The following is a 23,970-nucleotide window of genomic DNA, read 5'->3' on the forward strand; positions in this document are numbered from 1 at the left end:
TTCTTTTTTTTAAAAGACACATAAGTACAAAAATTTTATACAAAAACAAACAGTAACTAGCGGCGGCCGCCCCCCCCCGGCAGGGGTGCGCGGCCGCCTTGAGGAAGAAGCTCAGCAGGTCACTTCAGACCGAAGGCCCGGACGATCTCCTGGTCGACTCCCAGCCCGCCGGGCGCCTCGGCGTGCGCCTTGAGCGAGACGAAACCGCCGGCCTTCTTCGGGGTCTTGAACCGGGCGGTCCAGGAACCTGCCGCGTCCTTGCGCAGCCGCGCCTCCTCCCAGGTCGTCCCGTCGTCGTAGCTCACCGACAGCGAGGCCCCGGTGGCCTTCACCGCGCCCGCCAGCCACTCCTGCGTACCGGAGGAGAGACCGACCTCGGTCCACTTCCCGGCCTTCACGTCACCGGCCAGGTCGGTGCCGACCCGGTAGTCCAGCTGGAGCATCGGGATGTCGGCCTGGTAGGGGCCGTTCTCGTCCATGGCGCCCGAGACGAAGTTCCACTCGGTGTGGGTGCGGGTGGACGTCTTCCACACGTCGCCGTCCCGGGCGGAGTCGAGCACGAAGCGGTACGGCAGCTTCTCGGGCGAGACGTCCCAGGCGAAGCCGGCCCGGCCCGCGGCCTTCTTGATCAGGGTGTCGCCCTGGTAGAAGGACGTGACGGTGGTGTCGTACTCGTCCACCGGCATGGCGCCCGAGTGGCCCGCGCCGGAGTCCGTCCACGGGGTGAAGTTGTACTGGATGTCGTTGTTGACGGACCGGAACGGTCCCCAGTAGCCGGTGCCCAGGCGGGGGCGGGCGATCGGGGCGAACCACTGGGCGGGGTAGGTGCGGCCCGCCGTGTAGTCCAGCTCGCCGCTGCGCATCTCCTGGACGAAGTCCGTCCCGGTGGCGTCGAGGACCGAGTGGTTCTCGTACCAGAAGGAGGCGCCCGGGAGCGGGGTGACCCACTCGTCACGGGTGCCGGGGAACTTCTCGTACTCCTCGAAGCCGATGCCCGGACCGTAGTCGGGGATGTCGTAGCGGTAGCCGCCGCCGAGCATGTCCTTGTGACCGTAGAAGGTGTTCTCCACCTTCGCCAGCCGACGGGCGGGCGGAGCGTACTCCAGCGAGCGGTCCGGGACCACACCGTCGTGCCGGTCGACCAGGTCGTACACGTAGCGGGCGAACTTCCGCTGCGCGATCGTCACCTTCGAACCGTGCCGGGCCGCCTCGATCAGCTTCGCGCCCGCGAGGCGCTGCACCGAGGCGACCGGGACGGCGGTCTCGGTGCCGTAGGGGGCGTACGACTCCATCAGCACGCCGTCGCCGTCGTTGACGACGAAGAGCGCGCCGGCGCCCGCGGCCACCGCGTTGGCGGCCCGGTCCTCGGGGGCGACCGCGTCGCTGCGGCGGACGACGACCGCCCTGCCCCTGACGTCCAGGCCCTTGTAGTCGGCCACCGCGCCGTTGCCCGCGAAGACGGCGGCGAGCTTGCGGGTGCCGCTCTCCGCGACCGGCGAGCCGCCCTGCACGGTCACCGGGACGTCGCGGCCTCCGGCCGTCAGGTCGATCAGCTTCTCGCCCTGCCGCCAGCGGGTCAGGAAGGAGAAGCCGCCCTGGGTGACCTTCTTGGTGGGGGCGGCCCACAGCTGGTCGTAGGTCAGCGGGATCTGGTAGGCGTCGCGCTGGACGGTGCCGTCCGGTGCGGTGCGTGCCATGTCATATCGCAGCTGCCTGGTCTCGGTCTCCTTCGGCGTCCGCACCGAGACCTTGCGGGCCCTGGAGGCGTCGAGGGTGACCGTGGTCGCCTTGCCGAGGAGGATCTCGGGCGCCGCGAGGAAGGCGAGGGCCTTGGAGTCGGCGCGGTCACCGGCGATGTCCGCCGCCGTCCAGGCGGTGTAGTTGCCCGGGGGCAGCCGCAGCGTGGTCTCGCCCGCGACCTCGACGGGCTGCAGCTGCGGGTCGCCCAGCGCACCGAGGACGACGGTGCCGTCCATCGGCCTGCCGTCGCGGCCCTGGAGCTTCAGCGTCAGGTCGTACAGCTCCTGTTCCTTGTTCAGGGCGAAGCCGGTGTGGGCGACGGTGGCGCCCGCCGCGTCCCTGGCGACGACCTGGCCGGAGAACCGCGTGTCGTTCGCGACCTTCGACGGGTCCAGCGAGAGCACGGCCTCGGCGGTGGACCCGGCCGGAACGGTCAGCCGCTTCGCCGACAGGGTGTAGGCATCGGCGTCCGTGTCCGTGGCCAGGTCGAGCGTGACGTCCTTCGCACCCGTGTTGCGGTAGGTGATGGTCCGCTCGGCGACAGGGTCGGACGGGGAGTGCGGCCAGTCGTACGAGGCGACCGCGACGGAGCCGGTGGCCTCGATCGTGGTGTCGACCGCCGCCTTCACATCGAGCCGGCCGGTCCCCTGCTGGTACGGGGTGTAGTCCGCCAGCTCCTTGGACGAGCTCATCAGCGCGTCCTTGATCCGCTGCCCGGACCAGTCGGGGTGACGCTGTTTCAGGATGGCGGCGGCGCCCGCGACGTGCGGGGTCGCCATCGACGTACCGGACATCGACTGGTACATGCCCTCGATGCCCGGGACCGACTGCGAGGCGGCCGCGTTGATGTCCACGCCCGGCGCGGAGAGGTCGGGCTTCAGACCGTAGGACCTGACCAGCGGGCCCATGGAGGAGAAGTCCGCGCGGTGGTCCTGCTTGTCGACGGCGGCGATGGTGAGCGCCTTCTCCGCGGAACCGGGCGATCCGATGGTGCCCTCGCCGTAGGCGTTGCCCGCGGCGATCACGAAGAGCGGACCGCCATCGGCGGAAAGGGCGTCCACCGCCTGGGACATGGGGTCGGAGCCGTCGTCCGGGATGCTGGAGCCGAGGCTCATGGAGACGACGTCGGCGCCCTGTGCCTTCGCCCACTCCATGGCCTCGATGATGCCGGAGTCGGCGCCCGAGCCCTCGTCGCCGAGCACCTTGCCGATGATCAGGTCCGCGCCCGGGGCCACCCCCTTGTTGACACCGTCGGAGGCCGCGCCGGAGCCCGCGATCGTGGAGGCGACGTGCGTACCGTGGCCGTTCCTGTCGACGACCTCCTCGCCCGGCACGAAGCTCCTCGTTTCGAGGATGCGGTCCTTGACGTCCGGGTGCGTGGCGTCGATGCCGGTGTCCAGCACGGCGACCTTGGACCCCTTGCCGTCGTATCCCTCGGCCCACGCCTGCGGGGCGTTGACCTGGGGCACGGAGTCCTTGAGCGCCGCCTCCACCCGGCCGTCGAGCCAGAGCTTGGCGATGCCGCCCGCCAGCGAACGGGCCGACGGCGCGGTGGCTATGCCGTTCCAGAAGGTGCGGGCGGTGTCCTTGCCCGCCTTCAGCGCGGCGCCGTGGATGCTGTCGAGGGTGCGGACCTTCCTGGCGCCCCGGGGAGCGGCGGGCAGCGAACGGCCCTTGCCCGCCGGGTAGGTGGCGATCAGCGGGATGCCGCCCGAACGCTTGTCGTCGTACCCCATCTTCGCGAGGGCCGTGACGTTGAACAGCCTGCGGTCCAGCTTCCCGGCCGCGAGCAGCGCGGTGGCCTCGTCGGGCAGTACGTAGATGTCGTCGCCGGCCTGCTGGACGTGCACACCGCCGCTCGCGCCGTCGGGGCGGTCCACGGTCACGGTGTCCTGCTTGCCGGCACCGTCGGTGTAGTGCACGACATCGCCCGTGAGCAGGGTGATGTCGTACTCCTGGACGGAGGCGTCCCGGCGTTCGGCGGGCCGGGGCCCGCCCGCGGCGGCGGTGGCGGAACCGGCCGCGGGGACCAGCGCACCGCTCGCGAGGGCGACCGAGGTCGCCAGGAGCAGTGCTCTGCGTCCCGCGCGGGCGGATCTCGCCCGGCCGGAGGCGGAGGAAGGTGTGGAAGTCATGCCGCTGATCTACCTGCCGGGCCGGGGCCGCAAGCGGGTTCCCCCTGGCGTGAAACCGCCGTGGCGGCAACCCGCCCGCCCCGGCCGGGACCGGGCCGTCGTTTCAGGCCACGGAAGTGATCACTCCGGTGGGCGGCTGTCCGGGCTCGTGATGGATCGGGGTGTGCGCGCCCTTGAGTGGTACACCGCTGCCGCCGCGCCGGTCGGCGACGATCTCGGCGGCGATCGACAGTGCGGTCTCCTCGGGTGTACGGGCTCCGAGATCGAGACCGATCGGCGAGTGCAGCCTGGCCAGTTCCAGCTCCGTGACGCCGACGTCGCGCAGCCGGTCGTTGCGCTCCAGATGGGTGCGCCGCGATCCCATCGCCCCGACATAGGCGACCGGCAGCTTCAACGCCCTTTCCAGCAGCGGGACATCGAACTTGGCGTCGTGGGTGAGGACGCACAGGACGGTACGCGCGTCGACCTCGGTCGTCGCGAGGTAGCGGTGCGGCCACTCGACGACGAGTTCGTCGGCCTCGGGGAAGCGGGCCTTCGTGGCGAAGACGGAGCGGGCGTCGCACAATGTCACGTGGTACCCGAGGAACTTGCCCGCCCGGACCAGGGCCGAGGCGAAGTCGATGGCCCCGAAGACGATCATCCTGGGCGGTGGGACGCTCGATTCGACGAGCAGGGTGAGCGGCTGTCCGCAGCGCGAGCCGTCGGCGCCGATGACGACGGGGCCGGTGCGGCCCGCGTCCAGCATGGCGCAGGCGTCCGCGGCCGCGGTCCGGTCCAGCTCCGGGTGCCCGCCGAGCCCGCCCTCGTAGGAGCCGTCGGGGTGGACGAGCAACGGGCGCCCGACGAGCTCCGCCGGGCCGTCGGTGATCCGGGCGAGCGCCGCCGCCGACCCCCGTGCGGCGGCGGCGAGCGCCGCGGCGAACACCGCCCGTGCGGGGTCGTCCGCACGGACCGGTGTCACCAGGATGTCGATGACGCCGCCGCAGGTCAGCCCGACCGCGAAGGCGTCCTCGTCGCTGTAGCCGAACCGTTCGCGCACCGCGGCGCCGTCGTCCAGCGCCTGCCCGCACAGTTCGTACACCGCGCCCTCCACACACCCGCCGGAGACCGATCCGATCGCCGTGCCGTCGCGGTCGACGGCGAGTGCGGCTCCGGGCTGGCGGGGCGCGCTGCCGCCGACCGCCACGACGGTGGCCACGGCGAATTCGCGTCCCTGCCCGACCCACCGGTCGAGCTCCTCGGCGATGTCCAGCATGGCGTCTCTCCTTCTACGGATGTGCGGAGGGGGCTGAAGGGGCCACCGGTGCTACTTGGCCCCGATCCAGCTCTCGATCGGGCTGAGCGCGAAGTACACGACGAACACGCCGGTCAGCACCCACATGAAGACGCCCACTTCACGGAACTTGCCCTGGGCCGCCTTGATCGCGGCGAAGGAGATCACCCCGGCGCCGACACCGGCGGTGATGGAGTACGTGAACGGCATCAGGGCCACGGTCAGGAAGACCGGCACGGCGACGGAGCGGTCGCTCCAGTCGACGTGGCGGGCGTTCTGCATCATCATCGCGCCGATCACGACCAGCGCGGCGGCGGCGATCGGCCCCGGCACGATCTGGGCGAGCGGGGTGAAGAACAGTCCGGCGGCGAAGAGCACACCGGTGACGACGGAGGACAGGCCCGTGCGGGCGCCCTCGCCGACGCCGGTCGCCGACTCGATGAAGACGGTCTGCCCGGACGCCCCGGAGACGCCGCCGATCGCGCCGCCCGCACCGTCGATGAACAGGGCCTTGGACAGGCCCGGCATACGGCCCTTGCTGTCGGCGAGCCCGGCCTCGGTGCCGACCCCGATGATGGTCGCCATCGCGTCGAAGAAGCCGGCCAGCACCAGGGTGAAGACGATCATGCCGACGGTCATCACGCCGATGTCGCCCCAGCCGCCGAACTCGACGTGGCCGAAGAGCCCGAAGTCGGGCATCGAGACCGCGCTGCCCTGGAGTTCGGGCGCGCTGCCGCCCCATGCCTTGGGGCTGATGTCGGTGAGCGCGTTGACGATGACGGCGAGGACCGTGCCGACGACGATGCCGATCAGGATCGCGCCGGGCACATTGCGGGCCTGGAGCATGAAGATGAGCAGCAGGGTGACGCAGAACAGCAGCACGGGCCAGCCGGCCAGCTGTCCTCCGACGCCGAGCGTGACCGGTGCGCCCTTGCCGACGAAGCCCGCGTTGACCAGCCCGATCAGCGCGATGAACAGGCCGATGCCGATGGTGATGCCGTGCTTGAGTGCCAGGGGTATGGCGTTCATGATGATCTCGCGCAGCCCGGTGACGACCAGCAGCACGATCACGGCGCCGTACATGACACACATGCCCATGGCCTGCGGCCAGGTCATGTGGGGGGCCACCTGGGTGGCGAGCACGCCGGAGACGGAGAGTCCCGCGGCGAGGGCGAGGGGCACCTTGCCGATGAAGCCCATCAGCAGGGTCGACACGGCGGCGGCCAGGGCGGTCGCCGTGATCAGCCCGGCGTGGCTGAGCCGGTGGCCCGCCGCGTCCGGCCCGGACAGCAGGAGCGGGTTGAGCAGGAGGATGTAGCACATCGCCATGAAGGTGGTGATGCCGCCGCGCACTTCGCGCGCGACGGTGGAGCCACGGTCGGAGATGTGGAAGTACCGGTCGAGCCAGGATCTTCCGGCGGGGACGCGCGAGCCGTTGCCCGCGTCCTCCGCTCCGGTCCTGGGCTCCACTGACTGCTGGGTCATGATGCCTGACTCCCAAGGTTCACAGGGGCACCCGCGATGAAGAATCGATATACGGGATTTGGGATGACTGCGCTGGCGGCACGACCCGGGGGACGGCCCGAGGCGAACTGTTCATGCAGAGTGGAATGTGACGGGTGAAGCGGTACGTGCCGCGGCCGCGTACGACATGTGACGTGGTACCTGTGCGGCGCGGGGTGGTGCGTGACTGCGGTGCTGCGTGACCACCGCACGGTGGCACTGCGTGGCGACCGCACTGCGGTGCTGCGTGACTGCCGTACCGCGCGGCTGTGGTGCCGCGGTACGGCGGTCTCTCCGGGCGGTGCGGGCGGTGACATGTGACGTCCCCGCAGGCGTGCACCGCCCGGAGAATCCGGATGGAGCCGTGGCTCAGGTGCCCGTGAGGTGTTCGGGGCGCACCGGTGTCCGGTCGAGCTCCAGGCCCGTCGCGTTCCGGATCGCCGCGAGGACGGCCGGGGTCGACGACAGGGTGGGGGCCTCGCCGATACCGCGCAGCCCGTACGGGGCGTGGTCGTCGGCGAGTTCGAGCACATCGACCGGGATGGTCGGGGTGTCGAGGATGGTGGGGATCAGATAGTCCGTGAAGGACGGGTTGCGCACCTTCGCGGTCTTCGGGTCGACGAGGATCTCCTCCATCACGGCGACACCCAGCCCCTGGGTGGTGCCGCCCTGGATCTGGCCCTCGACGGAGAGCGGGTTGAGCGCCTTGCCGACGTCCTGGGCGCAGGCCAGTTCGATGACCTTGACCAGGCCGAGCTCGGTGTCGACCTCGACGACCGCGCGATGGGCGGCGAAGGAGTACTGGACGTGGCCGTTGCCCTGTCCGGTGCGCAGGTCGAACGCCTCGGTGGGCCGGTGGCGCCACTCCAGCTCGATGTCGACCGCCTCGTCCTCCAGTACGTCGACCAGGTCGGCCAGCACCTCGCCGCCGTCGGTGACGACCTTGCCGCCTTCCAGGAGCAGTTCGGCGGTGGCCCAGGCGGGGTGGTACGTGCCGAACTTGCGGCGCCCCATCTCCAGGACCTTCTCGCGGACCGCCTCGCAGGAGTGCTTCACGGCGCCGCCGGTGACGTAGGTCTGGCGGGACGCGGAGGTGGAACCGGCCGAGCCGACCCGGGTGTCGGCCGGGTTGATGGTGACCTGCGAGACGCCGAGTTCGGTACGGGCGATCTGGGCGTGGACGGTGACGCCGCCCTGCCCGACCTCCGCCATGGCGGTGTGCACGGTCGCGACCGGCTCGCCGGCGATGACCTCCATGCGCACCCGGGCGGTGGAGTAGTCGTCGAAGCCCTCGGAGAAGCCGACGTTCTTGAGGCCGACCGCGTAGCCGATGCCGCGCACGACGCCCTCGCCGTGGGTGGTGTTGGAGAGCCCGCCGGGCAGCGCCCGTACGTCGGGCTGTTCGCCGGCCACCTCCCACTGGCGCTCGGGCGGCAGCGGCCTGGCCTTGACCCGGCGCAGCAGTTCGGCGACCGGGGCGGGCGAGTCGACGACCTGTCCGGTCGGCAGCAGGGTGCCCTGTTCCATGGCGTTGAGCTGCCGGAACTCGACCGGGTCCATGTCCAGTGCGGCGGCCAGCTTGTCCATCTGGGCCTCGTAGGCGAAGCAGGCCTGCACCGCGCCGAAGCCGCGCATGGCGCCGCACGGCGGGTTGTTGGTGTAGAGCGCGATGGCCTCGATGTCGACGTCGTCGATGACGTACGGGCCGACGGCGAGCGAGGAGGCGTTGCCGACCACGGCCGGGGAGGCGGAGGCGTACGCGCCGCCGTCCAGCACGATGCGGCACTTCATGTGGGTCAGCTTGCCGTCGCGGGTGGCGCCGTGCTCGTAGTGGAGCTTCGCCGGGTGCCGGTGGACGTGGCCGAAGAAGGACTCGAACCGGTTGTAGACGATCTTGACCGGCTTGCCGGTGCGCAGGGCGAGCAGGCAGGCGTGGATCTGCATCGACAGGTCCTCGCGGCCGCCGAAGGCCCCGCCGACCCCGGAGAGCGTCATGCGGACCTTGTCCTCGGGCAGGCCCAGGACCGGTGCGATCTGGCGCAGGTCGGAGTGGAGCCACTGGGTGGCGACGTACAGGTCGACCCCGCCGTCCTCGGCGGGCACGGCCAGTCCGGACTCGGGGCCGAGGAACGCCTGGTCCTGCATGCCGAAGACGTAGTCGCCGCTGACGACGACATCGGCGCGGGCCGCCGCCGCGTCGGCGTCGCCGCGGACGATGGGCTGGCGGTGCACGATGTTGGGGTGCGGCACGTGCCCGGCGTGGTGGTCGTCGCGGCCCTCGTGGACGAGGATCGCGTCGGGGGCGGTGGCGGTGGCCTCGTCCGTGATGACGGGCAGCTCGCGGTAGTCGATCCTGATCTTCGCGGCGGCCCGGCGGGCGGTCTCCGGGTGGTCGGCGGCGACGAGTGCCACGGGTTCGCCGTGGTGGCGGACCTTGCCGTGGGCGAGGACGGGGGTGTCCTGGATCTCCAGGCCGTAGTTCTTCACCGAGGTCGGCAGGTCGTCGTAGGTGAGCACGGCGTAGACACCGGAGGTGGCGAGCGCCTCCGAGATGTCGATGGAGACGATCTCGGCGTGCGCGACCGTGGAGCGCAGGGTGTGGCCCCAGAGCATGTCCTCGTGCCACATGTCGGAGGAGTACGCGAACTCGCCGGTGACCTTGAGGATGCCGTCGGGGCGCAGCGTGGACTCGCCGATGCCGCCCTTGGTGCGGGTGCCCTGGTTGATGCTGGTGGGGTTGCCGGTTACGCCCATCGTCAGACCGTTTCTTCCGCGCGGGCGGCCGCGAGGCGGACCGCGTCGAGGATCTTCTCGTAGCCGGTGCAGCGGCAGAGGTTGCCGGAGAGCGCCTCACGGATGTCCGCGTCGGACGGTTCCGGGTTGCGTTCCAGCAGTTCGTCGGCGGCGACCAGCAGGCCGGGGGTGCAGAATCCGCACTGGACGGCTCCGGCGTCGATGAACGCCTGCTGGATCGGCGAGAGTTGACCGGTGTCCCGGCTCTCCCCGCCGCCCGGCCTGGCCTCCCACCGCCGGGCCTCGTCGAGCGGGATGCCGCACGCGCCGGAGGCGCAGCCGCTGCCCGGGTGCCGTTCGGAGCGGTGGGCGGCGAAGTCGGCGAGGCCCTCCACCGTGACGACCTCGCGCCCCTCCACCTGGCCGGCCGCGACCAGGCAGGAGCAGACCGGCACACCGTCCAGGCGGACCGTGCAGGAGCCGCACTCGCCCTGCTCGCAGGCGTTCTTCGAGCCGGGCAGGCCCATCCGCTCGCGCAGCACGTAGAGGAGGGACTCGCCCTCCCAGACGTCGTCCGCCTCGTGCCTGCGGCCGTTGACCGTGAAATTGACGCGCATGATCAGGCAGCTCCTTCGGTGCTGCGGCCGTTGCCGCGATACGACTCCCAGGTCCAGCCGAGGGTGCGGCGGGCCATGATCCCGACCGCGTGGCGGCGGTAGCTCGCGGTGCCGCGCACGTCGTCGATGGGGTTGCAGGCTCCGGCGGCGAGCGTGGCGAACTGCTTGGCGATGGACGGGGTGATGATGGTCCGGCTGTCCCAGAAGCCGCCCTCCTCCAGCGCGGCGTTCAGGAATTCCTCGGCCTCCTTCGCCCGTACGGGGGTGGGGGCGGCGGAGCCGATGCCGGTGCGCACCGTGCGGGTGCCGGGGTGCAGGGCCAGGCCGAAGGCGCAGACGGCGATGACCATCGCGTTGCGGGTGCCGACCTTGGAGTACTGCTGGGGCCCGTCGGCCTTCTTGATGTGCACGGCCCGGATCAGTTCGTCCGGTTCGAGGGCGTTGCGCTTGACGCCGGTGTAGAAGACGTCGATCGGGATCATCCTGGTCCCGCGGACGGACTCGGCCTCGACCTCGGCGCCGGCGGCGAGCAGGGCCGGGTGTGCGTCCCCGGCGGGCGAGGCGGTGCCCAGGTTGCCGCCGACGCCGCCGCGGTTGCGGATCTGCGGCGAGGCGACGGTGTGCGAGGCGAGCGCCAGTCCGGGCAGCTCGGTCCGCAGGTGCTCCATGATGTGGCTGTACGGGACGGAGGCGCCGAGCCGTACGCTCTCCTGGCCCACCTCCCATTCGGTCAGGTCTCCGATGCGGTTCAGGTCCAGGAGGAACTCGGGCCGCCGGTGGTCGAAGTTGATCTCGACCATCACATCGGTGCCACCCGCGATGGGCACAGCCGTCGGGTGCTCGGCCTTCGCGGCGAGCGCCTCCTCCCAGCTGGCGGGGCGAAGGAAGTCCATGAGTGGCTCTCTTCTTCAGGATCGGGTCGTTCACGGGGGGCGGGGTGCGGCCGGCCCTCGGCTGGTCGTTCATGTGTTGTTCACGCGGTGTGGGGCCAAGTACACAAGCCGTGCTCCACCCGGTGCAGTCACCGAAACCATGAAGGAGTTGGCTGGTCGATCTCCTCGTCTTGTAGATTCGAACGAATGGCGGGGATCGGTAACCTCACCGCAATACCCAGTTTTCACCCGCACCAACGAAAGAGATCGGCGGCGACGAGATGCGGCTGCGCGCACTGCTGGAGACCGACGCGCTGGGCCTGCGGCTGCTCGGCGGCGAGGACGAGCTGGACCGCTCCGTCCGTGGCGTGATGACCACCGACCTGCGGGATCCCAGCCGCTATCTGTCCGGCGGCGAGCTGGTCCTCACGGGCCTGGCCTGGCGCAGGGACGCCGCGGACGCGGAGCCGTTCGTACGGATCCTGGCGGGGGCCGGGGTGGCCGGGCTGGCGGCGGGCGAGGCGGAGCTGGGCGACATCCCGGGCGATCTGGTGGCCGCCTGTGCCCAGTACCGGCTGCCGCTCTTCGCCGTCCATGAGACCGTCGCGTTCGCAACGATCACCGAGCATGTGGTCCGCCAGGTGTCCGGGGAGCGGGCGGGCGATCTGGCCGCGGTCGTGGACCGGCACCGCAGACTCATGACCTCGGGGCCCACGGGCGGCGGCCCCGAGGTGGTCCTCGATCTGCTCGGATCCGACCTCGACCTGCACGCATGGGTGCTCTCCCCCACCGGTCGGCAGATCGCGGGCGCCGGTGAAACGTCACTGCCGGGCCCGGTCGGCGCGGCCCTGGCCGGGCACCATCTGGCCGCCACCCGCACCGGCCGCCGGGCCCCGCACCGGGCCACGGTCGGCGGTACCGCGTATTCGCTCTTCCCGATCCGGAACACCGGCCGCGGCGCCCTCCCGGCCTCCCGCGACGTCCGCGAGTCGGTGCTCTCGGACTGGCTGCTGGCGGTCGAGGCGGACGCGGGCGACTGGCCGTCGGCCCGGCTCGACCTGCTCCAGGGCGTCACCCAGCTGATCGCCGTGGAACGCGACCGGCGCGACGCGGCCCGTACGGTACGCCGCAGGCTCGCCCAGGAGGTCCTGGAGCTGGTCCAGACGGGCGCGCCGCCCGCCGAGATCGCCGCCCGGCTGCGGGTGGCGGCCCCGGTGCTGCTGCCGGGTCTGGGGTCCGCGCCGCACTGGCAGGTCGTGGTGGCACGGGTCGAGTGGGGCGGCGAGGAGGGACGGTCCGCCGCCGGGGCCCCCAAGGGCTCCGGCCCCGATGTCGCGGGCGGCCCGGTCGCCCAGGCGCTGCTGGAGGAGATCCTGGTCGACCCCGCGGTCACCGGCCCCGACTCGGCGGACCGGATCGCGGTCGCCCACACGGGTGAGGAGGCGGTCGCCCTCGTGCCGCTGCCCGCCGTGGCCGCGCCCGCCCGGGACGCCGGCCCGGAGGACGCGCGCGCCGAGGCGGACGAGGATCCCGCGCTCCACGCGGACGTGCTGCTCGCCGCGGTCCGTGAACCGCTCTCCGCGGGACTCGCCGACGACGGCCGGCTGACCCTGGGTGTCAGCGCCGCCGTCCACTCGCCGGAGGGGCTGCGCGGCGCCCTGGAGGAGGCCCGGCACGCGCGCCGGGTGGCGGCGGCCCGCCCCGGCCGGGTCTGTGCGGCCGGGCACCACGAACTGGCCTCGCACGTGCTGCTGCTGCCGTTCGTCCCCGACGACGTGCGCCGTGCGTTCACCGCACGCCTGCTCGATCCGCTGCGCGACTACGACCGGCGCCACCGCGCGGAGCTGATTCCGACGCTGGAGGCGTTCCTGGACTGCGACGGTTCCTGGACCCGCTGCGCGGCCCGGCTCCATCTGCACGTCAACACGTTGCGCTACCGGGTCGGGCGAATCGAGCAGTTGACGGGACGTGACCTCGCGCGCCTGGAGGACAAGCTCGATTTCTTCCTCGCCCTGCGTATGAGCTGATTTCCCCGCCCCGTCACGGCTGTTGGCCGTTCCATTCGTTTGTGAAATCTTTCACCTGAGAGGGAACGACCTCTTGGCCCGGCGTGCCGATCCGTGCTGAGATTCCGCCAGACCCAACAGCTCGATGGCGCGCTCGGGGAGGGCAATGTGGCGCATACCGCCATGTCTGGTTCCGGAACGACAGCAGATGACGATCCGCCGCTCCAGACAGCGGTATGGCGGCTGCGCTCACGCGCCTGCTGGACGGACGCCGCTGCGCTGCTCGAACCCGGCGCCGGCACCGACCCGGCCGCCGCGCTCCAGCGGACCGCCCTGCTGACCGAGCGGTGTCTGTACACCGGGAAGGGCTGGACCGACGCCGAGGACGCGCTGCGTACGGCGGAGGCGCTGGCCCACGACGACGCCGAGCGCGGGGCGGCCGCCTGCGAACGCGGCCATCTGGCCTACGCCTCGACCCTCCTGGGGGTACGCGACCGGGCCGACGAGGCCAGTGTCGCGCTGAGCCGGGCCGCCGCGCTGCTGGCCCCGTCCGCGCCGGGGCGTCCGCTGCTGGACTTCCGGCGGGGCCTGATCGCACAGAACATCGCCGACTCGCCGGAGGCGGCCCGCGCCGCTTACCGCAGGGCCCACGCCGGGGCCACCGCCCAGAACGACGCGCTGCTGCTCTCCTCCACCTGGCGCCATCTCGCCCTGCTCGCAATGCGCGAGGGCGAGCTGGCGGAGGCCCGGCACGGCTTCGCGGAGTCGCTGCGGATCAGGGAGGAGCTGGGCTATCTGATCGGTACGGCTCCGGCCCTCATCGCCCTCGCCGACTCCGAGCCGGAACCCGAGCTGGCGGGCCGGCTGCGCGCCGAGGCGGGCCGCTTGTTCCGGCTGCTCGGGGGCGTTCCGACCTGGCTGGCGCCGCATCTGGACCCGCCTCCCGCGGAGACCGCCGACGCGAACTGAGAGGGCGGGGCGCCCCCGGGCCCGTCCGCCGTCGGAGAGCCGTCGCCGTCCGGGGTGCGGCCGCCGCGAGTCCCGGAACGGCCGCGCGGGCGGGGCGGCGGGCCGGGGCGCCGCCGCCGCTCAGCCCTCGGCGCCGGTGAAGTGTTCCCGGACGAGCGACTGCACGACGGGCAGGTCCTGGGCGATCAGCGCGTCGAGCAGGGCGGTGTGCTCGGCGGCGTCGGCGAGGAGGTCGGCGCGGCGGGTGGCGGGGTTGCTCTCCAGCGGCCACTGCGAGCGGCGGTGCAGGTCGTCGGCGACCATCACCAGCTGCTCGTTGCCGCAGAGTGCGAGGACCGCGCCGTGGAAGGCACGGTCGGACTCGGCGTAGCTCGCCCGGTCGCCCACGGCCGCGGCGGCCACCGTGGCATCGGCCAGCGGGCGCAGGGCGCGCCAGGCGCCGGGCGGGACGGTACGGGCCAGCCGCAGCATCACGGGGACCTCGATCAGGGCCCGTACCTCGGCCAGCTCGGCGAGTTCGCGGGGGCCCCGCTCGGACACCCGGAACCCTCGGTTCGGCACGACCTCGACCGCGCCCTCGATGGCCAGCTGCTGCATCGCCTCGCGCACCGGTGTGGCGGAGACCCCGAAGCGGGCGCCGAGGGCCGGGGCCGAATAGACCTGTCCCGGCACGAGCCTGCCGTCGACCAGGGCCGCGCGCAGCGCCTCCAGGACCTGGCCGCGCACGGAGTGCCGCCGTACCGCCGCGCGCGGGGCGGGCGGCTCGCTGTGGGTGTGCTCGCCACGGGCCTGTTCGGGCACCCGGACGACCGCCGGGGCGGTCGCGGGCGCGGCGGTCCCGAACGCCTCGCCTGCCCTGCCCTGCTCCACTCGGACCTCCTCGGCCTGCCGTGGGCGCGGCTCGCGTGCACCATGCCCCTCGTGCACGATAGGCGCAGGACGCCGCAGTTCAAACATCGATCCGGTCGGGTAAGGTAAGGCTAACCTGCTAACGGTCGCGATTCGGTGGTCCCTGCATGACACTCCCCGCCCTGCTTCCCGGCACCACGGCGTCCGCCGTGACGGATGCCTACGCACGCCTCGCCGAGGTCTTCCCCGGGCTGCGCGCACAGGTGCTGACGGACGGCGAGCCCGCCCCGGACGGCAACGGCTGGGTGGGCGCGCACGAGCTCGCGGCGGGCGGCGCGGCGCTCGACACCTTCCTCGCCTGGGACCACGCCCAGGTGGTGCGGGACTACGGGCAGGAGCCCCGCCCGGACGTGGTCGCCAGCTTCGGGCTGCACCGCTACGCCTGGCCCGCCTGCCTGCTGGTGACGGTGCCCTGGTTCCTGCACCGGCGGGTGCCCCGGATCCCCGTCGAGGACGTGACGTTCCAGCGGGCGCTGGGGCACCTGACCCTCCGGGTGCGGGAGTTCGCCTGTCTGCCGGACGATCCGGCCGCCGTGCTGCCGGGTGCCCGTGTGGTGCCCGACGAGGCGGCGCTGCGGGCCGAGGTGCTCGCGGCGGTGGCCGACCACATCGGCCCGGTGCTCGACGGCTTCGGCCCCCGGATGCGCCGCCGCGGGCGCGCGCTGTGGGGCATGGCGACCGACGAGATCGTCGAGGGGCTCTGGTACGTCGCCCATCTGCTCGGCGAGGAGCGGCGGGCCATGGCCGAGCTGGAGGCGCTCCTGCCGGGCACCACGAAGCCGTACGTCGGCACCGCGGGCTTCCGCGAACTGACCGGGCCGAACGGCGAGACGCTGCCCACCCGCGACCGGGCGAGCTGCTGCCTCTTCTACACGCTGCGCCCCGAGGACACCTGCGTCACGTGCCCCCGCACCTGTGACGCCGACCGGGTAAGGAAGCTGACTCCCGCTCACTGATCAACACCGTCCGAGCGAGTAGTACAATTCGAACGCAACTCATCGGCCGCGTGCGGGCATTCGAGCTGATCCCGGTCATCCGTACGCCGTGCCGACCCAATGGCGTTCTCTTGCCCCGAAACCCCCTGTGCATGATGGGGTTTCGGCAATCATGGCGCCCGAAATGCCCTACGCAATGCAAGGGACCGCGCATGAGACTGACCGACATATCGCTGAATTGGCTGCTTCCGGGCGCCGTGCTGCTCGTGGGAGTCCTGGCGGCGGTGGCGGTGGTCGCACGCGGCAAGCGCGCCGCCGACACATCCCCGGCCGACGACAGCTGGGAACGCAGCGAGGAGCGCCGCAGACGCAAGGAGACCCTGTACGCCAGCGCCTCCTACGTACTGCTCTTCTGCTGTGCGGCGGTCGCCGCCGCACTCTCCTTCCACGGGCTCGTCGGCTTCGGCGAGCAGAATCTCGGCCTCTCCGGGGGCTGGGAGTACCTCGTACCCTTCGGCCTCGACGGCGCGGCCATGTTCTGTTCCGTACTCGCGGTGCGCGAGGCCAGCCACGGTGACGCGGCGCTGGGCTCGCGTCTGCTCGTGTGGACGTTCGCCGGTGCCGCCGCCTGGTTCAACTGGGTGCACGCGCCGCGCGGCATCGACCACGCGGGCGCCCCGCACTTCTTCGCGGGGATGTCGCTCTCGGCGGCCGTGCTCTTCGACCGGGCGCTGAAGCAGACCCGCCGAGCCGCGCTGCGCGAGCAGGGCCTGGTGCCCCGCCCGCTGCCGCAGATCCGGATCGTGCGGTGGCTGCGTGCCCCCCGGGAGACCTTCGGCGCCTGGTCGCTGATGCTGCTGGAAGGCGTACGCACGCTGGACGAGGCCGTGGAGGAAGTACGTGAGGACAGGCGGGAGAAGGAGCAGAACCGCCTGCGCAGGAAGGACCAGGAGAAGCTGGACCGGGCCCACATCAAGGCGCTGAACCGGCAGAACCGGGCCTGGCGCCGGGTCGGCCGCAACGGCACCCAGGTGGACGTCCAGGCCATCGCCCCCGCGGCGGGCCCCGCGCAGTCCGTCGTGGAGCCCGCCATATCGGAGCCGGGACAACTGCCGTTGCGCCCCCGGCCCTCCCTTCAAGCCGTGACGGGGCCGGGCGCCGCCCCGGAGCGGAGTCAGGATGATCCCGTCACCGTCGACCTCACCGCCGAGGACGACACCCAGGCGCTGCCCCGGCTCGATTCGCTGGAGCGGAAACTGAAGGACCTGGAGCAGCAGTTCGGCTGATCGGCCGTTCGGCCGATCCTCGCTTCACCGGCCCTGACGGCCCGGCCCCGGCCGGCCCGTCAGGGCCTTTCGCCGTTCAGCTCGAACCACACGACCTTGCCCAGCGCGTGGGCGCCCACCCCCCAGGCGTCGGCGAGGCTCTCCACCAGGAACAGCCCCCGGCCGTGCGTACCGTCGTCGGCGTCCGGTACGTACGGCAGGGGCAGTCCGGGCACGAAGTCCCGTACCTCCACCCGCAGGGCGGTGGGGGCCACGCTCACGGTGACGACCGCGCCGTGCCCCGTGTGGATCAGTGCGTTGGTCACCAGCTCGCTGAGCAGGAGCTCGGCCACCTGGGCCGGCTCCTCGCGCCATCGGTAGCGCAGGAACTCCCGTAACGAGTGGCGCACTTCCCCCACGGCCGCCAGATCGGCGTGGGCCAGTCTGCGACGCAGCCGGACCGGCTGCCGTCCCTTCGCCCCCGGCTCGCGCGAGGCTCCGCCTCCCATGGAATCGGCATCTCCCTGACGTTCCATCGTCTCCCCCGCCCGCACAGTTCATCGCCTCCCTGATCGTCGTCCGGTCTCCCGTGGTGTCCGCTTCCTGTCGCTCTTCTCCGCGGAACGTGTTCACGGGATGCATGCCCCGCAGACGGGCCGCCACGCTTGTCGACTCATCAATAAGTGAACAGAGGTCCGGAACCGGCCCGAAGGCCGCTGGACACACGCGCGACACATTTCCCCTCCCGGGTTAACTTCCAAAAAATTCACATCGGTTGACGTTGACGGGACTGTATCTACGCGCGTCATCATGGTGGCTATGCGAATCCCCCCACGGATCACCACGCTCGGCGGCGCGGCCGCCCTCCTGTCCGTCCTCCTCGTCGGCGCCCCGGCCACCGCGGCCACCGCCACGACCGCTTCCACCGCCTCCGCCTCCGCCTCCATCAGCTCGGTCGGCAGCATCTGCTACTCGGCGCTGCCCTCCCAGGCGCACGACACCCTCCATCTGATCGATGTCGGCGGCCCGTTCCCGTACTCGCAGGACGGCGTCGTCTTCCAGAACCGCGAAGGCGTCCTGCCCAGCCGGAGCACCGGCTACTACCACGAGTACACGGTCATCACCCCCGGCTCTCCGACCCGCGGCGCGCGACGGATCGTCACCGGCGAGCAGGCGCAGGAGGACTACTACACCGGCGACCACTACGCCACCTTCGACCTGATCGACCAGGGCTGCTGAAGCCCCGCCCCTCCGGACCGGTCCGCGCCGCAGCCCCCCACCTGCGGCGCGGATCACGGACGGGGGACGGCAGGCGGAGCCGTACGCTCCGTGGCTCGCGGACTCCGCGGTTCGCCCGCTCCGCGGCTTGTACGCTCCCCCCATGACCCTGACCTATGTGATCGACGGCTCCCGGGTCACCGGCCTGGAGCGGTTCTGGGAAGTGATCGGCGAGGCCGTGAACGGACCGGGCGGCTACTTCGGCCGCAACCTCGACGCCCTCGCGGACTGCCTCGGCGGCGGGATGGGCACCCCCGACGACGGCGATTTCGACTTCGAATGGCGGGACCACGCCGTCTCCGCACGGGCGCTGGGCCACGAGGAGACGGCCCGCTGGCTGCGGCAGGGACTGGAACGGGTGCACCCCTCCAACCGGACGGAGGCCCGTCGGCGGCTGGACGCGGCGCAGGCCGGCCGGGGTCCGACACTCTTCGACCTGATCGTGGACGTCCTGAGGGACGGAACGCCCGGCGGGCTGCGGCTGCTGTGAGCCGATGAGGTACGGCGGTGGCCGGTCCGCCGAGGGACTCCCCTCCGCGGACCGGCCGTTGTGGTGCGTGGTGCTCAGTACCGGGTGGAGACCGACACGCCGTCGAACTTCTCGACGCCGTGCAGGCTGATGAAGTGGTATCCGGGCTGCGGGTTGTCGATGGTCAGCGTGTGCGCGTTCCCGGCGCCGACGGCCCGGCTGGTGTAGGCGGAGGTGGTCGCCCAGCCGCCCGCGTTGTAGTAGAGGTCGGCGTCGCCCGTGCCGCCGGAGGCGGTGATCTTCAGCTGAGCGGCGCCCTCCGGGACGACCACGTACAGGTAGGCGTAGTCACCCTTGGCGGCGGACAGCCCGCTGCGCTTGCAGTCCTGGCCCAGCTCCCTGGCGTCGCTCGCCGTGCACTCGGCCGCCGGGTCGGTCGGCGGATTGGTGGTTCCGGTACCGCAGCTGCCGGCCGCGCAGGCGGTCAGCCAGGTGTTCCAGTCGGCGTCGTACCGGCTGCCGATGGTCGAGGTGAGCAGCGTACGGGCACCGTTCCAGTCGCCCTTGCGGTAGAGGCCGAGAAGGGTGTCGACGTCCGAGCGGTGCGACTGGAGCATGTAACGGACGGCCAGGTAGCCCCAGTTGTACACGCGGGTCTGGTCGGCGTTGTCGTACGTGGTGTCGAACAGGGTCCGCAGGGTGTAGGTGTGGTTCGCGGCCTGGGCCACGGCGTCGTCGTAGGTCTCCTTGCGGTACGAGTAGGAGACGTACTCCGCGAAGCCCTCGACCCACCAGACGGTCGGTGTGGTCATCCCGGCCTCGAAGTCCCCGTACATGTCGAAGCGGCCGTCGAGGTAGTGGGTGTACTCGTGGTTCAGGTTCCAGATCTGGAACTCGGGGCGGACCCACTCGGCCTCGTAGGCGATGAAGCGGGGCTGGTTGCCCGCCGCCGCGGGGTCGCCCTCCAGGTACATGCCGCCGTTGTTGGTGTCGATGCCGTAGATCGCTCCGGCGTAGGTCTGGTAGTCGGTGCTGGAGTCGAAGACCACGACCTCGATGGTGTTGTTGCGGTCGTCGGCGACCGCGCCGTTGTCCCGGGCCACCTCGTGGAAGTAGGCGTCCTGGTTGCGCAGGCTGGTGCAGCTGGCGGCGAGGTCCGCGGCGGACATCTGCTGGGCCAGGATGCGGATGCTGTCGCTACAGGTGTAGTTCACCGGCAGGACGGCGGTCTTGAGCCGCTGCGCGAGGTCGCAGGCGTTGTAGTACGAGCAGTTCGCCTTGTCGTAGGCGTCGACCATCTCGGCCACACCGACCCAGAGCGCGGCAGTGGGCCCGGTGATGGAGCTCTTGCCGAGCAGATCGGCGGCGAGCGGACTGGCCTTGCCGCGCAGGGACGCCTCCTGGAGGAAGCGGCCGAGCTCACGTCCCGCGTTGGAGGCCAGGTACGACTGGGCCGTGCCCAGCAGGTCCAGGTGGTTCGCGGCGAAGTCGTGCAGCGCGGTCAGCACGCTGGGGTCGGCCTCGATCGCGCTGATGAACTCGGGCACCTGGTGACCGCGGAATGTCACCGTGTACACGCTGTTCACGGCGTTGAGCATGTACCAGGAGCCGTTGTACGAGGAGTCGTAGTCGGCCAGTAGCCGCTTGACGACGGACAGGTAGCGGGCGTTCTGCACGGCGCTGTCGATCAGGATGACGGCCTCGGAGAGGGTCTCGCCGTTGGCGTCGGAGACGTCGAAGGCGTGCGAGGAGCCGAAGAACGCGTCGAGCCCGCCCTGGATCGCCGTACGCAGCTGCTGCCCGTACTCCCCCACGGTGCCGGGGTCGTAGTACTGCACGTAGTAACCGGCCCGGAGGAAGAGGACCAGCTGGGTCATGCCGGTGCTGCTGTTCCCGGGGTAGGAGGCCGATCCGTCGCGCAGGGCGTTGGCGATGGTGACCATCTGCGCCTCGCGGAAGGCGAGGTAGCCGTCGTTGCCCTTCACGTTGAACAGGGTGTTGACGCAGTCGCTGGTCGATGACTTGACCTGCTCGACCAGGGCGCTTCCGGTGCGGCTGGTGAAGTCGGAGACATTGCACGCGGCCGCCGTCCCGGACGCGGCACGCGCCCGGGAGTCGGCCTTCATCGAGGGCGCGAGGTGGCTGGGGAGCGCGGTGCCGGGGTCGTCGTAGTCCCGCCTGAGCGCGTCCTTGGACGCGGAGAGCGGCGGCCGGTCGGCGGCCTTGAGGGATGAGCGGCCGGTGTGGGCGGGGTCGCCGGCCGGTGCGGTCGGCGACTGCGCGGCGGGCCCGCCCGGTTCCGCGGATCCGCTCGTCTCCCGCGCCGGAGCGTCGGCGGACCCGGCGTGGCGCGCCGCGGCCGAGGTCGCGGGGCGCTGCTCCACGGCCTGGCTCGGTGCGGTGAACAGGCCCACGCCCAGGCATGCTGCCAGGACCACAGTGGACAGTCCGGTGAATCTCTGTCGAACCGTTCGGTTCTTCACGTGCCGCCTCCCAGCGGAGTGGTGGCCGCGCGACGGGGCGCGGCTGTGGGGGAATGCGCGGGGGGTGGTGCCGGACCGGGGCTGTCTGCACTCATGTTGTGTCATGAGCACGGCTCCTTCCCCTCTGCGCGCTGTACAATGGCACATGTCACATGTCCTTAGGAAGCCCTCCTACGCACATTCATCTGCGTGACAACTTCCCGTTCCCACAAGGAATTTGGGATGCGGCCCGGACGCACCGGTTGCCACCACCACGTCCGCGCCCACCGGACCACCGCGTCCCGACAGCGCCCGGAGCCCCGCCCCGGGCACCCACAGAGCCCCGAGGAGCCAAGGCCCGTGCCCCATTCCCCCGCAGTGCCCTGTACCACCAGCAGCCACGACCTGCCGGTGTCGTCCGCACTGGACGCGTTCATGCGTACGGCCTGGACGGAGATCCCGCTGCCCGCGGACGCCCGCGTCCCCTCCCACGACGTCACCCCCGCCCGCCGCGCCCGGCTGGCCGCCCGCTTCCCGGGCGAGCGCCTGGTCATCCCGGCCGGGGCGCTCGCCGTTCGCTCCAACGACACCGACCACCGGTTCCGGCCGCACACCGGCTACGCCTGGCTCACCGGCCTGACCGGCGAGGACCAGGCCGGTCACGTCCTCGTCCTGGAGCCGGACGGCGACGAGCGGCACGAGGCGGTGCTGTATCTGCGGCCCAGGTCACCGAGGACCGGCCAGGAGTTCTACCGCGACCGCAGATACGGGGAGTTCTGGGTGGGCCGCAGGCCCGACCTGGCGGAGGCGGCCCGGCTGACCGGCATCCGCTGCGCCCATCCGGACGCCTGGGAGAAGCTGCTCACCGGGCCGCAGCCACCGGTGAGGGTGCTGGGCGGAGTGGACCCGTCCGTCGACGAACTCCTGCGCTGCCGCCGCACGTTCCCGCCCGGCCGCTCGGCACCGGCCGGACTCGAAGCGGTGCTCAGCGAGCTGCGGCTCGTCAAGGACCCCTGGGAGACGGGGCAGTTGCAGCGGGCCGTCGACGCGACGGCGGAGGGCTTCGAGGACGTGGTCCGGAGCCTGCCGCAGGCACTGCGGCACCCGCGCGGCGAGCGCTGGATCGAGGGCGTCTTCGATCTGCGGGCCCGGCTGGAGGGGAACGGTCCGGGCTACTCCACCATCGCGGCGGCCGGCGCGCACGCCTGCGTCCTGCACTGGATCCGCAACGACGGCCCGCTGGAGGAGGGCCAGTTGCTGCTCCTGGACGCCGGGGTGGAGACCGACACCCTCTACACCGCCGACATCACCCGTACCCTGCCCCTGTCCGGCCGCTTCTCCCCCGTGCAGCGCACGGTCTACGAGCTGGTGCTCGCCGCCCAGGACGCGGGCATCGCGGCCCTGCGCCCGGGGGCGCGCTTCCGTGACTTCCATCTGGCGGCCATGCGGGTCATCGCCGAGGGGCTGCACGACTGGGGCGTGCTGCGGATGTCCGCGGACGAGGCGCTCGACCCGGACAACGGCTTCTACCGCCGGTACACGCTGTGCAGCAGCGGCCACATGCTCGGCATGGACGTGCACGACTGTGCGCAGGCGCGGGCCGATGCCTATCTGGACGGGCGTCTGGAACCGGGCCAGGTGCTGACCGTGGAACCCGGGCTCTACCTCCAGCCCGACGACGCGACACTGCCGCGCTCACTGCGCGGGATCGGGGTGCGGATCGAGGACGACCTCGTGATCACGGCCGACGGGGCCCTCCTCATGTCGTCGGCGCTGCCGCGCACCGCCGACGGCATCGAGGAGTGGATGGCCTCGCTGCTGGAGACCCGGGGCTGATGGCGGGGCGGGTCTGGGGCCCGGGGCCCCGAGGGGCCTGAGGTCCGGGGGGCCTGGGGCCCGGGGGCCTGGGGTCGCGGGCCTCAGGCGCCCGCCCGCCGGCCGGATCCGCGACGGCCGACGACCGGCCGGGGCGGGCGACGGGGGCGGGCGTCGGCCGGCGGGGACGGGGCGGGCAGGTGTGGTGGGCAGGGGGCTGGTCAGGCCTCCGTGACCGGCAGCGAGACTCTTCTGATCCGCCTGCCTCCGGCGCCCGTGTCGTTGGGGTCCTCCTCGGCCCAGAGGTTCCTGACATGTGACATATGAGCCAGCATGCACCTCTCGGCGCGTTCCGCGTTCCCGGCGATCAGGAGGTCGAGCAACTGACCGTGCTCCTCGGCCGACTGGACCAGCAGTCCCGTCTCGGCGAGCCGGTTCAGCCCGAAGAGCCGCGACCGCTTGCGCAGATTGCCGACCTCCTCCACCAGGCGGCGGTTTCCGGCCAGGCCCAGCAGTTCGAGGTGGAAGCGGCGGTCGGCCTCCAGATAGCCGATGATGTCGTGCTCGGCGGCGGCCGCGACGATCGCCTGGGCGAGCGGCCGCAGCGCCTCCAGCTCCTTGGTCCGGCCCATCCGGGCGATCCGGCCCACGGTGGGGACCTCGATCATGACCCGCAGCTCGGTGAAGTCGTCGAGGTCCTGTTCGGTCAACTCCGTTATCCGGAAACCCTTGTTGCGCACGGCTTCCACCAGGCCCTCACGGGCCAGGTCGAGCATGGCCTCGCGGACCGGGGTGGCGGACACCCCGAAGTCGGCGGCGAGGGCGGGGGCGGAGTAGATCACGCCCGGACGCAGTTCCCCCGCGATGAGCGCCGCCCTGAGGGCGTTCGCCACCCGGTCACGCAAGTGCTCCTGCGCGGAGATGGCGTTGAGCGTCGTCAGGCGGGCCATATTCTGTTCCTCCAGCGCCGTACGGGGCCTCAGAATACA

General features: G+C 71.7%; 17 protein-coding genes. 7 read left to right on the top strand and 10 right to left on the bottom strand.

What is annotated here, in order from left to right:
- Positions 1-119: 119 nt before the first annotated feature.
- The 6 genes from ACFVFH_RS34240 to ACFVFH_RS34265 form a co-directional block, all read right to left on the bottom strand.
- Positions 120-3,875, bottom strand: a complete 3,756-nt coding sequence (locus ACFVFH_RS34240; protein ID WP_383776390.1) for a S8 family serine peptidase — start codon at positions 3,873-3,875, stop codon at positions 120-122.
- A 103-nt stretch (positions 3,876-3,978) separates the two neighbouring features.
- On the bottom strand, positions 3,979-5,130 hold the full coding sequence (locus tag ACFVFH_RS34245; protein ID WP_383776393.1) for an XdhC family protein: 1,152 nt from the start codon (positions 5,128-5,130) through the stop codon (positions 3,979-3,981).
- A 51-nt stretch (positions 5,131-5,181) separates the two neighbouring features.
- Positions 5,182-6,633, bottom strand: coding sequence for an NCS2 family permease (locus tag ACFVFH_RS34250; RefSeq protein ID WP_383776395.1), 1,452 nt, complete (start codon positions 6,631-6,633; stop codon positions 5,182-5,184).
- A 387-nt stretch (positions 6,634-7,020) separates the two neighbouring features.
- Entirely contained in the window at positions 7,021-9,405 is a 2,385-nt protein-coding gene (locus tag ACFVFH_RS34255; RefSeq protein WP_383776398.1) for a xanthine dehydrogenase family protein molybdopterin-binding subunit, read from the bottom strand.
- Positions 9,406-9,407: 2 nt separating this feature from the next.
- Positions 9,408-10,001, bottom strand: coding sequence for a (2Fe-2S)-binding protein (locus ACFVFH_RS34260; RefSeq protein WP_383776401.1), 594 nt, complete (start codon positions 9,999-10,001; stop codon positions 9,408-9,410).
- 2 nt (positions 10,002-10,003) lie between these two features.
- Positions 10,004-10,894, bottom strand: a complete 891-nt coding sequence (locus ACFVFH_RS34265; RefSeq protein WP_383776403.1) for an FAD binding domain-containing protein — start codon at positions 10,892-10,894, stop codon at positions 10,004-10,006.
- Between the two features lie 260 nt (positions 10,895-11,154).
- Between ACFVFH_RS34265 and ACFVFH_RS34270 the strand changes: the two genes are divergently transcribed.
- Positions 11,155-12,900, top strand: coding sequence for a PucR family transcriptional regulator (locus ACFVFH_RS34270; protein ID WP_383776406.1), 1,746 nt, complete (start codon positions 11,155-11,157; stop codon positions 12,898-12,900).
- Between the two features lie 162 nt (positions 12,901-13,062).
- Positions 13,063-13,848, top strand: a complete 786-nt coding sequence (locus ACFVFH_RS34275; RefSeq protein ID WP_383776409.1) for a hypothetical protein — start codon at positions 13,063-13,065, stop codon at positions 13,846-13,848.
- Between the two features lie 120 nt (positions 13,849-13,968).
- On the opposite strand, the gene ACFVFH_RS34280 is transcribed toward ACFVFH_RS34275, so the two are convergent.
- Complete coding sequence (locus ACFVFH_RS34280) at positions 13,969-14,718, bottom strand: GntR family transcriptional regulator (RefSeq protein WP_383776411.1); 750 nt, start codon at positions 14,716-14,718, stop codon at positions 13,969-13,971.
- Between the two features lie 146 nt (positions 14,719-14,864).
- Between ACFVFH_RS34280 and ACFVFH_RS34285 the strand changes: the two genes are divergently transcribed.
- Together ACFVFH_RS34285 and ACFVFH_RS34290 are read left to right on the top strand one after the other, a co-directional pair.
- Positions 14,865-15,713, top strand: coding sequence for a (2Fe-2S)-binding protein (locus tag ACFVFH_RS34285; RefSeq protein WP_383776413.1), 849 nt, complete (start codon positions 14,865-14,867; stop codon positions 15,711-15,713).
- Between the two features lie 191 nt (positions 15,714-15,904).
- Entirely contained in the window at positions 15,905-16,978 is a 1,074-nt protein-coding gene (locus ACFVFH_RS34290) for a DUF2637 domain-containing protein (protein ID WP_383776416.1), read from the top strand.
- 59 nt (positions 16,979-17,037) lie between these two features.
- On the opposite strand, the gene ACFVFH_RS34295 is transcribed toward ACFVFH_RS34290, so the two are convergent.
- Positions 17,038-17,400, bottom strand: coding sequence for an ATP-binding protein (locus ACFVFH_RS34295; protein WP_383776552.1), 363 nt, complete (start codon positions 17,398-17,400; stop codon positions 17,038-17,040).
- A gap of 376 nt (positions 17,401-17,776) precedes the next feature.
- Between ACFVFH_RS34295 and ACFVFH_RS34300 the strand changes: the two genes are divergently transcribed.
- Together ACFVFH_RS34300 and ACFVFH_RS34305 are read left to right on the top strand one after the other, a co-directional pair.
- The gene (locus tag ACFVFH_RS34300) at positions 17,777-18,196 is read left to right on the top strand and encodes a ribonuclease domain-containing protein (RefSeq protein ID WP_383776419.1); all 420 of its coding nucleotides are present in this window, start codon (positions 17,777-17,779) and stop codon (positions 18,194-18,196) included.
- A 142-nt stretch (positions 18,197-18,338) separates the two neighbouring features.
- On the top strand, positions 18,339-18,725 hold the full coding sequence (locus ACFVFH_RS34305; protein ID WP_383776422.1) for a barstar family protein: 387 nt from the start codon (positions 18,339-18,341) through the stop codon (positions 18,723-18,725).
- A 74-nt stretch (positions 18,726-18,799) separates the two neighbouring features.
- Here the strand turns inward: ACFVFH_RS34305 and ACFVFH_RS34310 are convergent, their stop codons facing one another.
- Positions 18,800-21,187 carry a collagenase gene (locus ACFVFH_RS34310; protein WP_383776425.1) on the bottom strand — a complete coding sequence of 796 codons (2,388 nt, stop codon included), beginning with the start codon at positions 21,185-21,187 and terminating at the stop codon, positions 18,800-18,802.
- A 222-nt stretch (positions 21,188-21,409) separates the two neighbouring features.
- Between ACFVFH_RS34310 and ACFVFH_RS34315 the strand changes: the two genes are divergently transcribed.
- Positions 21,410-23,002, top strand: coding sequence for an aminopeptidase P family protein (locus ACFVFH_RS34315; RefSeq protein WP_383776427.1), 1,593 nt, complete (start codon positions 21,410-21,412; stop codon positions 23,000-23,002).
- Between the two features lie 200 nt (positions 23,003-23,202).
- On the opposite strand, the gene ACFVFH_RS34320 is transcribed toward ACFVFH_RS34315, so the two are convergent.
- Complete coding sequence (locus ACFVFH_RS34320; protein ID WP_383776429.1) at positions 23,203-23,931, bottom strand: GntR family transcriptional regulator; 729 nt, start codon at positions 23,929-23,931, stop codon at positions 23,203-23,205.
- Positions 23,932-23,970 lie beyond the last annotated feature (39 nt).

The sequence above is a fragment of the Streptomyces sp. NPDC057697 genome, from assembly GCF_042799335.1.
Taxonomy (GTDB): Bacteria; Actinomycetota; Actinomycetes; order Streptomycetales; family Streptomycetaceae; genus Streptomyces.

What these genes read in the sequence shown, in the direction of transcription:
- ACFVFH_RS34320 (WP_383776429.1), bottom strand. Translation starts at nt 23,931, where the DNA reads ATGGCCCGCCTGACGACGCTCAACGCCATCTCCGCGCAGGAGCACTTG.
- ACFVFH_RS34300 (WP_383776419.1), top strand. Translation starts at nt 17,777, where the DNA reads ATGCGAATCCCCCCACGGATCACCACGCTCGGCGGCGCGGCCGCCCTC.
- ACFVFH_RS34240 (WP_383776390.1), bottom strand. Translation starts at nt 3,875, where the DNA reads ATGACTTCCACACCTTCCTCCGCCTCCGGCCGGGCGAGATCCGCCCGC.
- ACFVFH_RS34270 (WP_383776406.1), top strand. Translation starts at nt 11,155, where the DNA reads ATGCGGCTGCGCGCACTGCTGGAGACCGACGCGCTGGGCCTGCGGCTG.
- ACFVFH_RS34275 (WP_383776409.1), top strand. Translation starts at nt 13,063, where the DNA reads ATGTCTGGTTCCGGAACGACAGCAGATGACGATCCGCCGCTCCAGACA.
- ACFVFH_RS34265 (WP_383776403.1), bottom strand. Translation starts at nt 10,894, where the DNA reads ATGGACTTCCTTCGCCCCGCCAGCTGGGAGGAGGCGCTCGCCGCGAAG.
- ACFVFH_RS34255 (WP_383776398.1), bottom strand. Translation starts at nt 9,405, where the DNA reads ATGGGCGTAACCGGCAACCCCACCAGCATCAACCAGGGCACCCGCACC.
- ACFVFH_RS34315 (WP_383776427.1), top strand. Translation starts at nt 21,410, where the DNA reads ATGCGGCCCGGACGCACCGGTTGCCACCACCACGTCCGCGCCCACCGG.
- ACFVFH_RS34250 (WP_383776395.1), bottom strand. Translation starts at nt 6,633, where the DNA reads ATGACCCAGCAGTCAGTGGAGCCCAGGACCGGAGCGGAGGACGCGGGC.
- ACFVFH_RS34290 (WP_383776416.1), top strand. Translation starts at nt 15,905, where the DNA reads ATGAGACTGACCGACATATCGCTGAATTGGCTGCTTCCGGGCGCCGTG.
- ACFVFH_RS34285 (WP_383776413.1), top strand. Translation starts at nt 14,865, where the DNA reads ATGACACTCCCCGCCCTGCTTCCCGGCACCACGGCGTCCGCCGTGACG.
- ACFVFH_RS34245 (WP_383776393.1), bottom strand. Translation starts at nt 5,130, where the DNA reads ATGCTGGACATCGCCGAGGAGCTCGACCGGTGGGTCGGGCAGGGACGC.
- ACFVFH_RS34305 (WP_383776422.1), top strand. Translation starts at nt 18,339, where the DNA reads ATGACCCTGACCTATGTGATCGACGGCTCCCGGGTCACCGGCCTGGAG.
- ACFVFH_RS34260 (WP_383776401.1), bottom strand. Translation starts at nt 10,001, where the DNA reads ATGCGCGTCAATTTCACGGTCAACGGCCGCAGGCACGAGGCGGACGAC.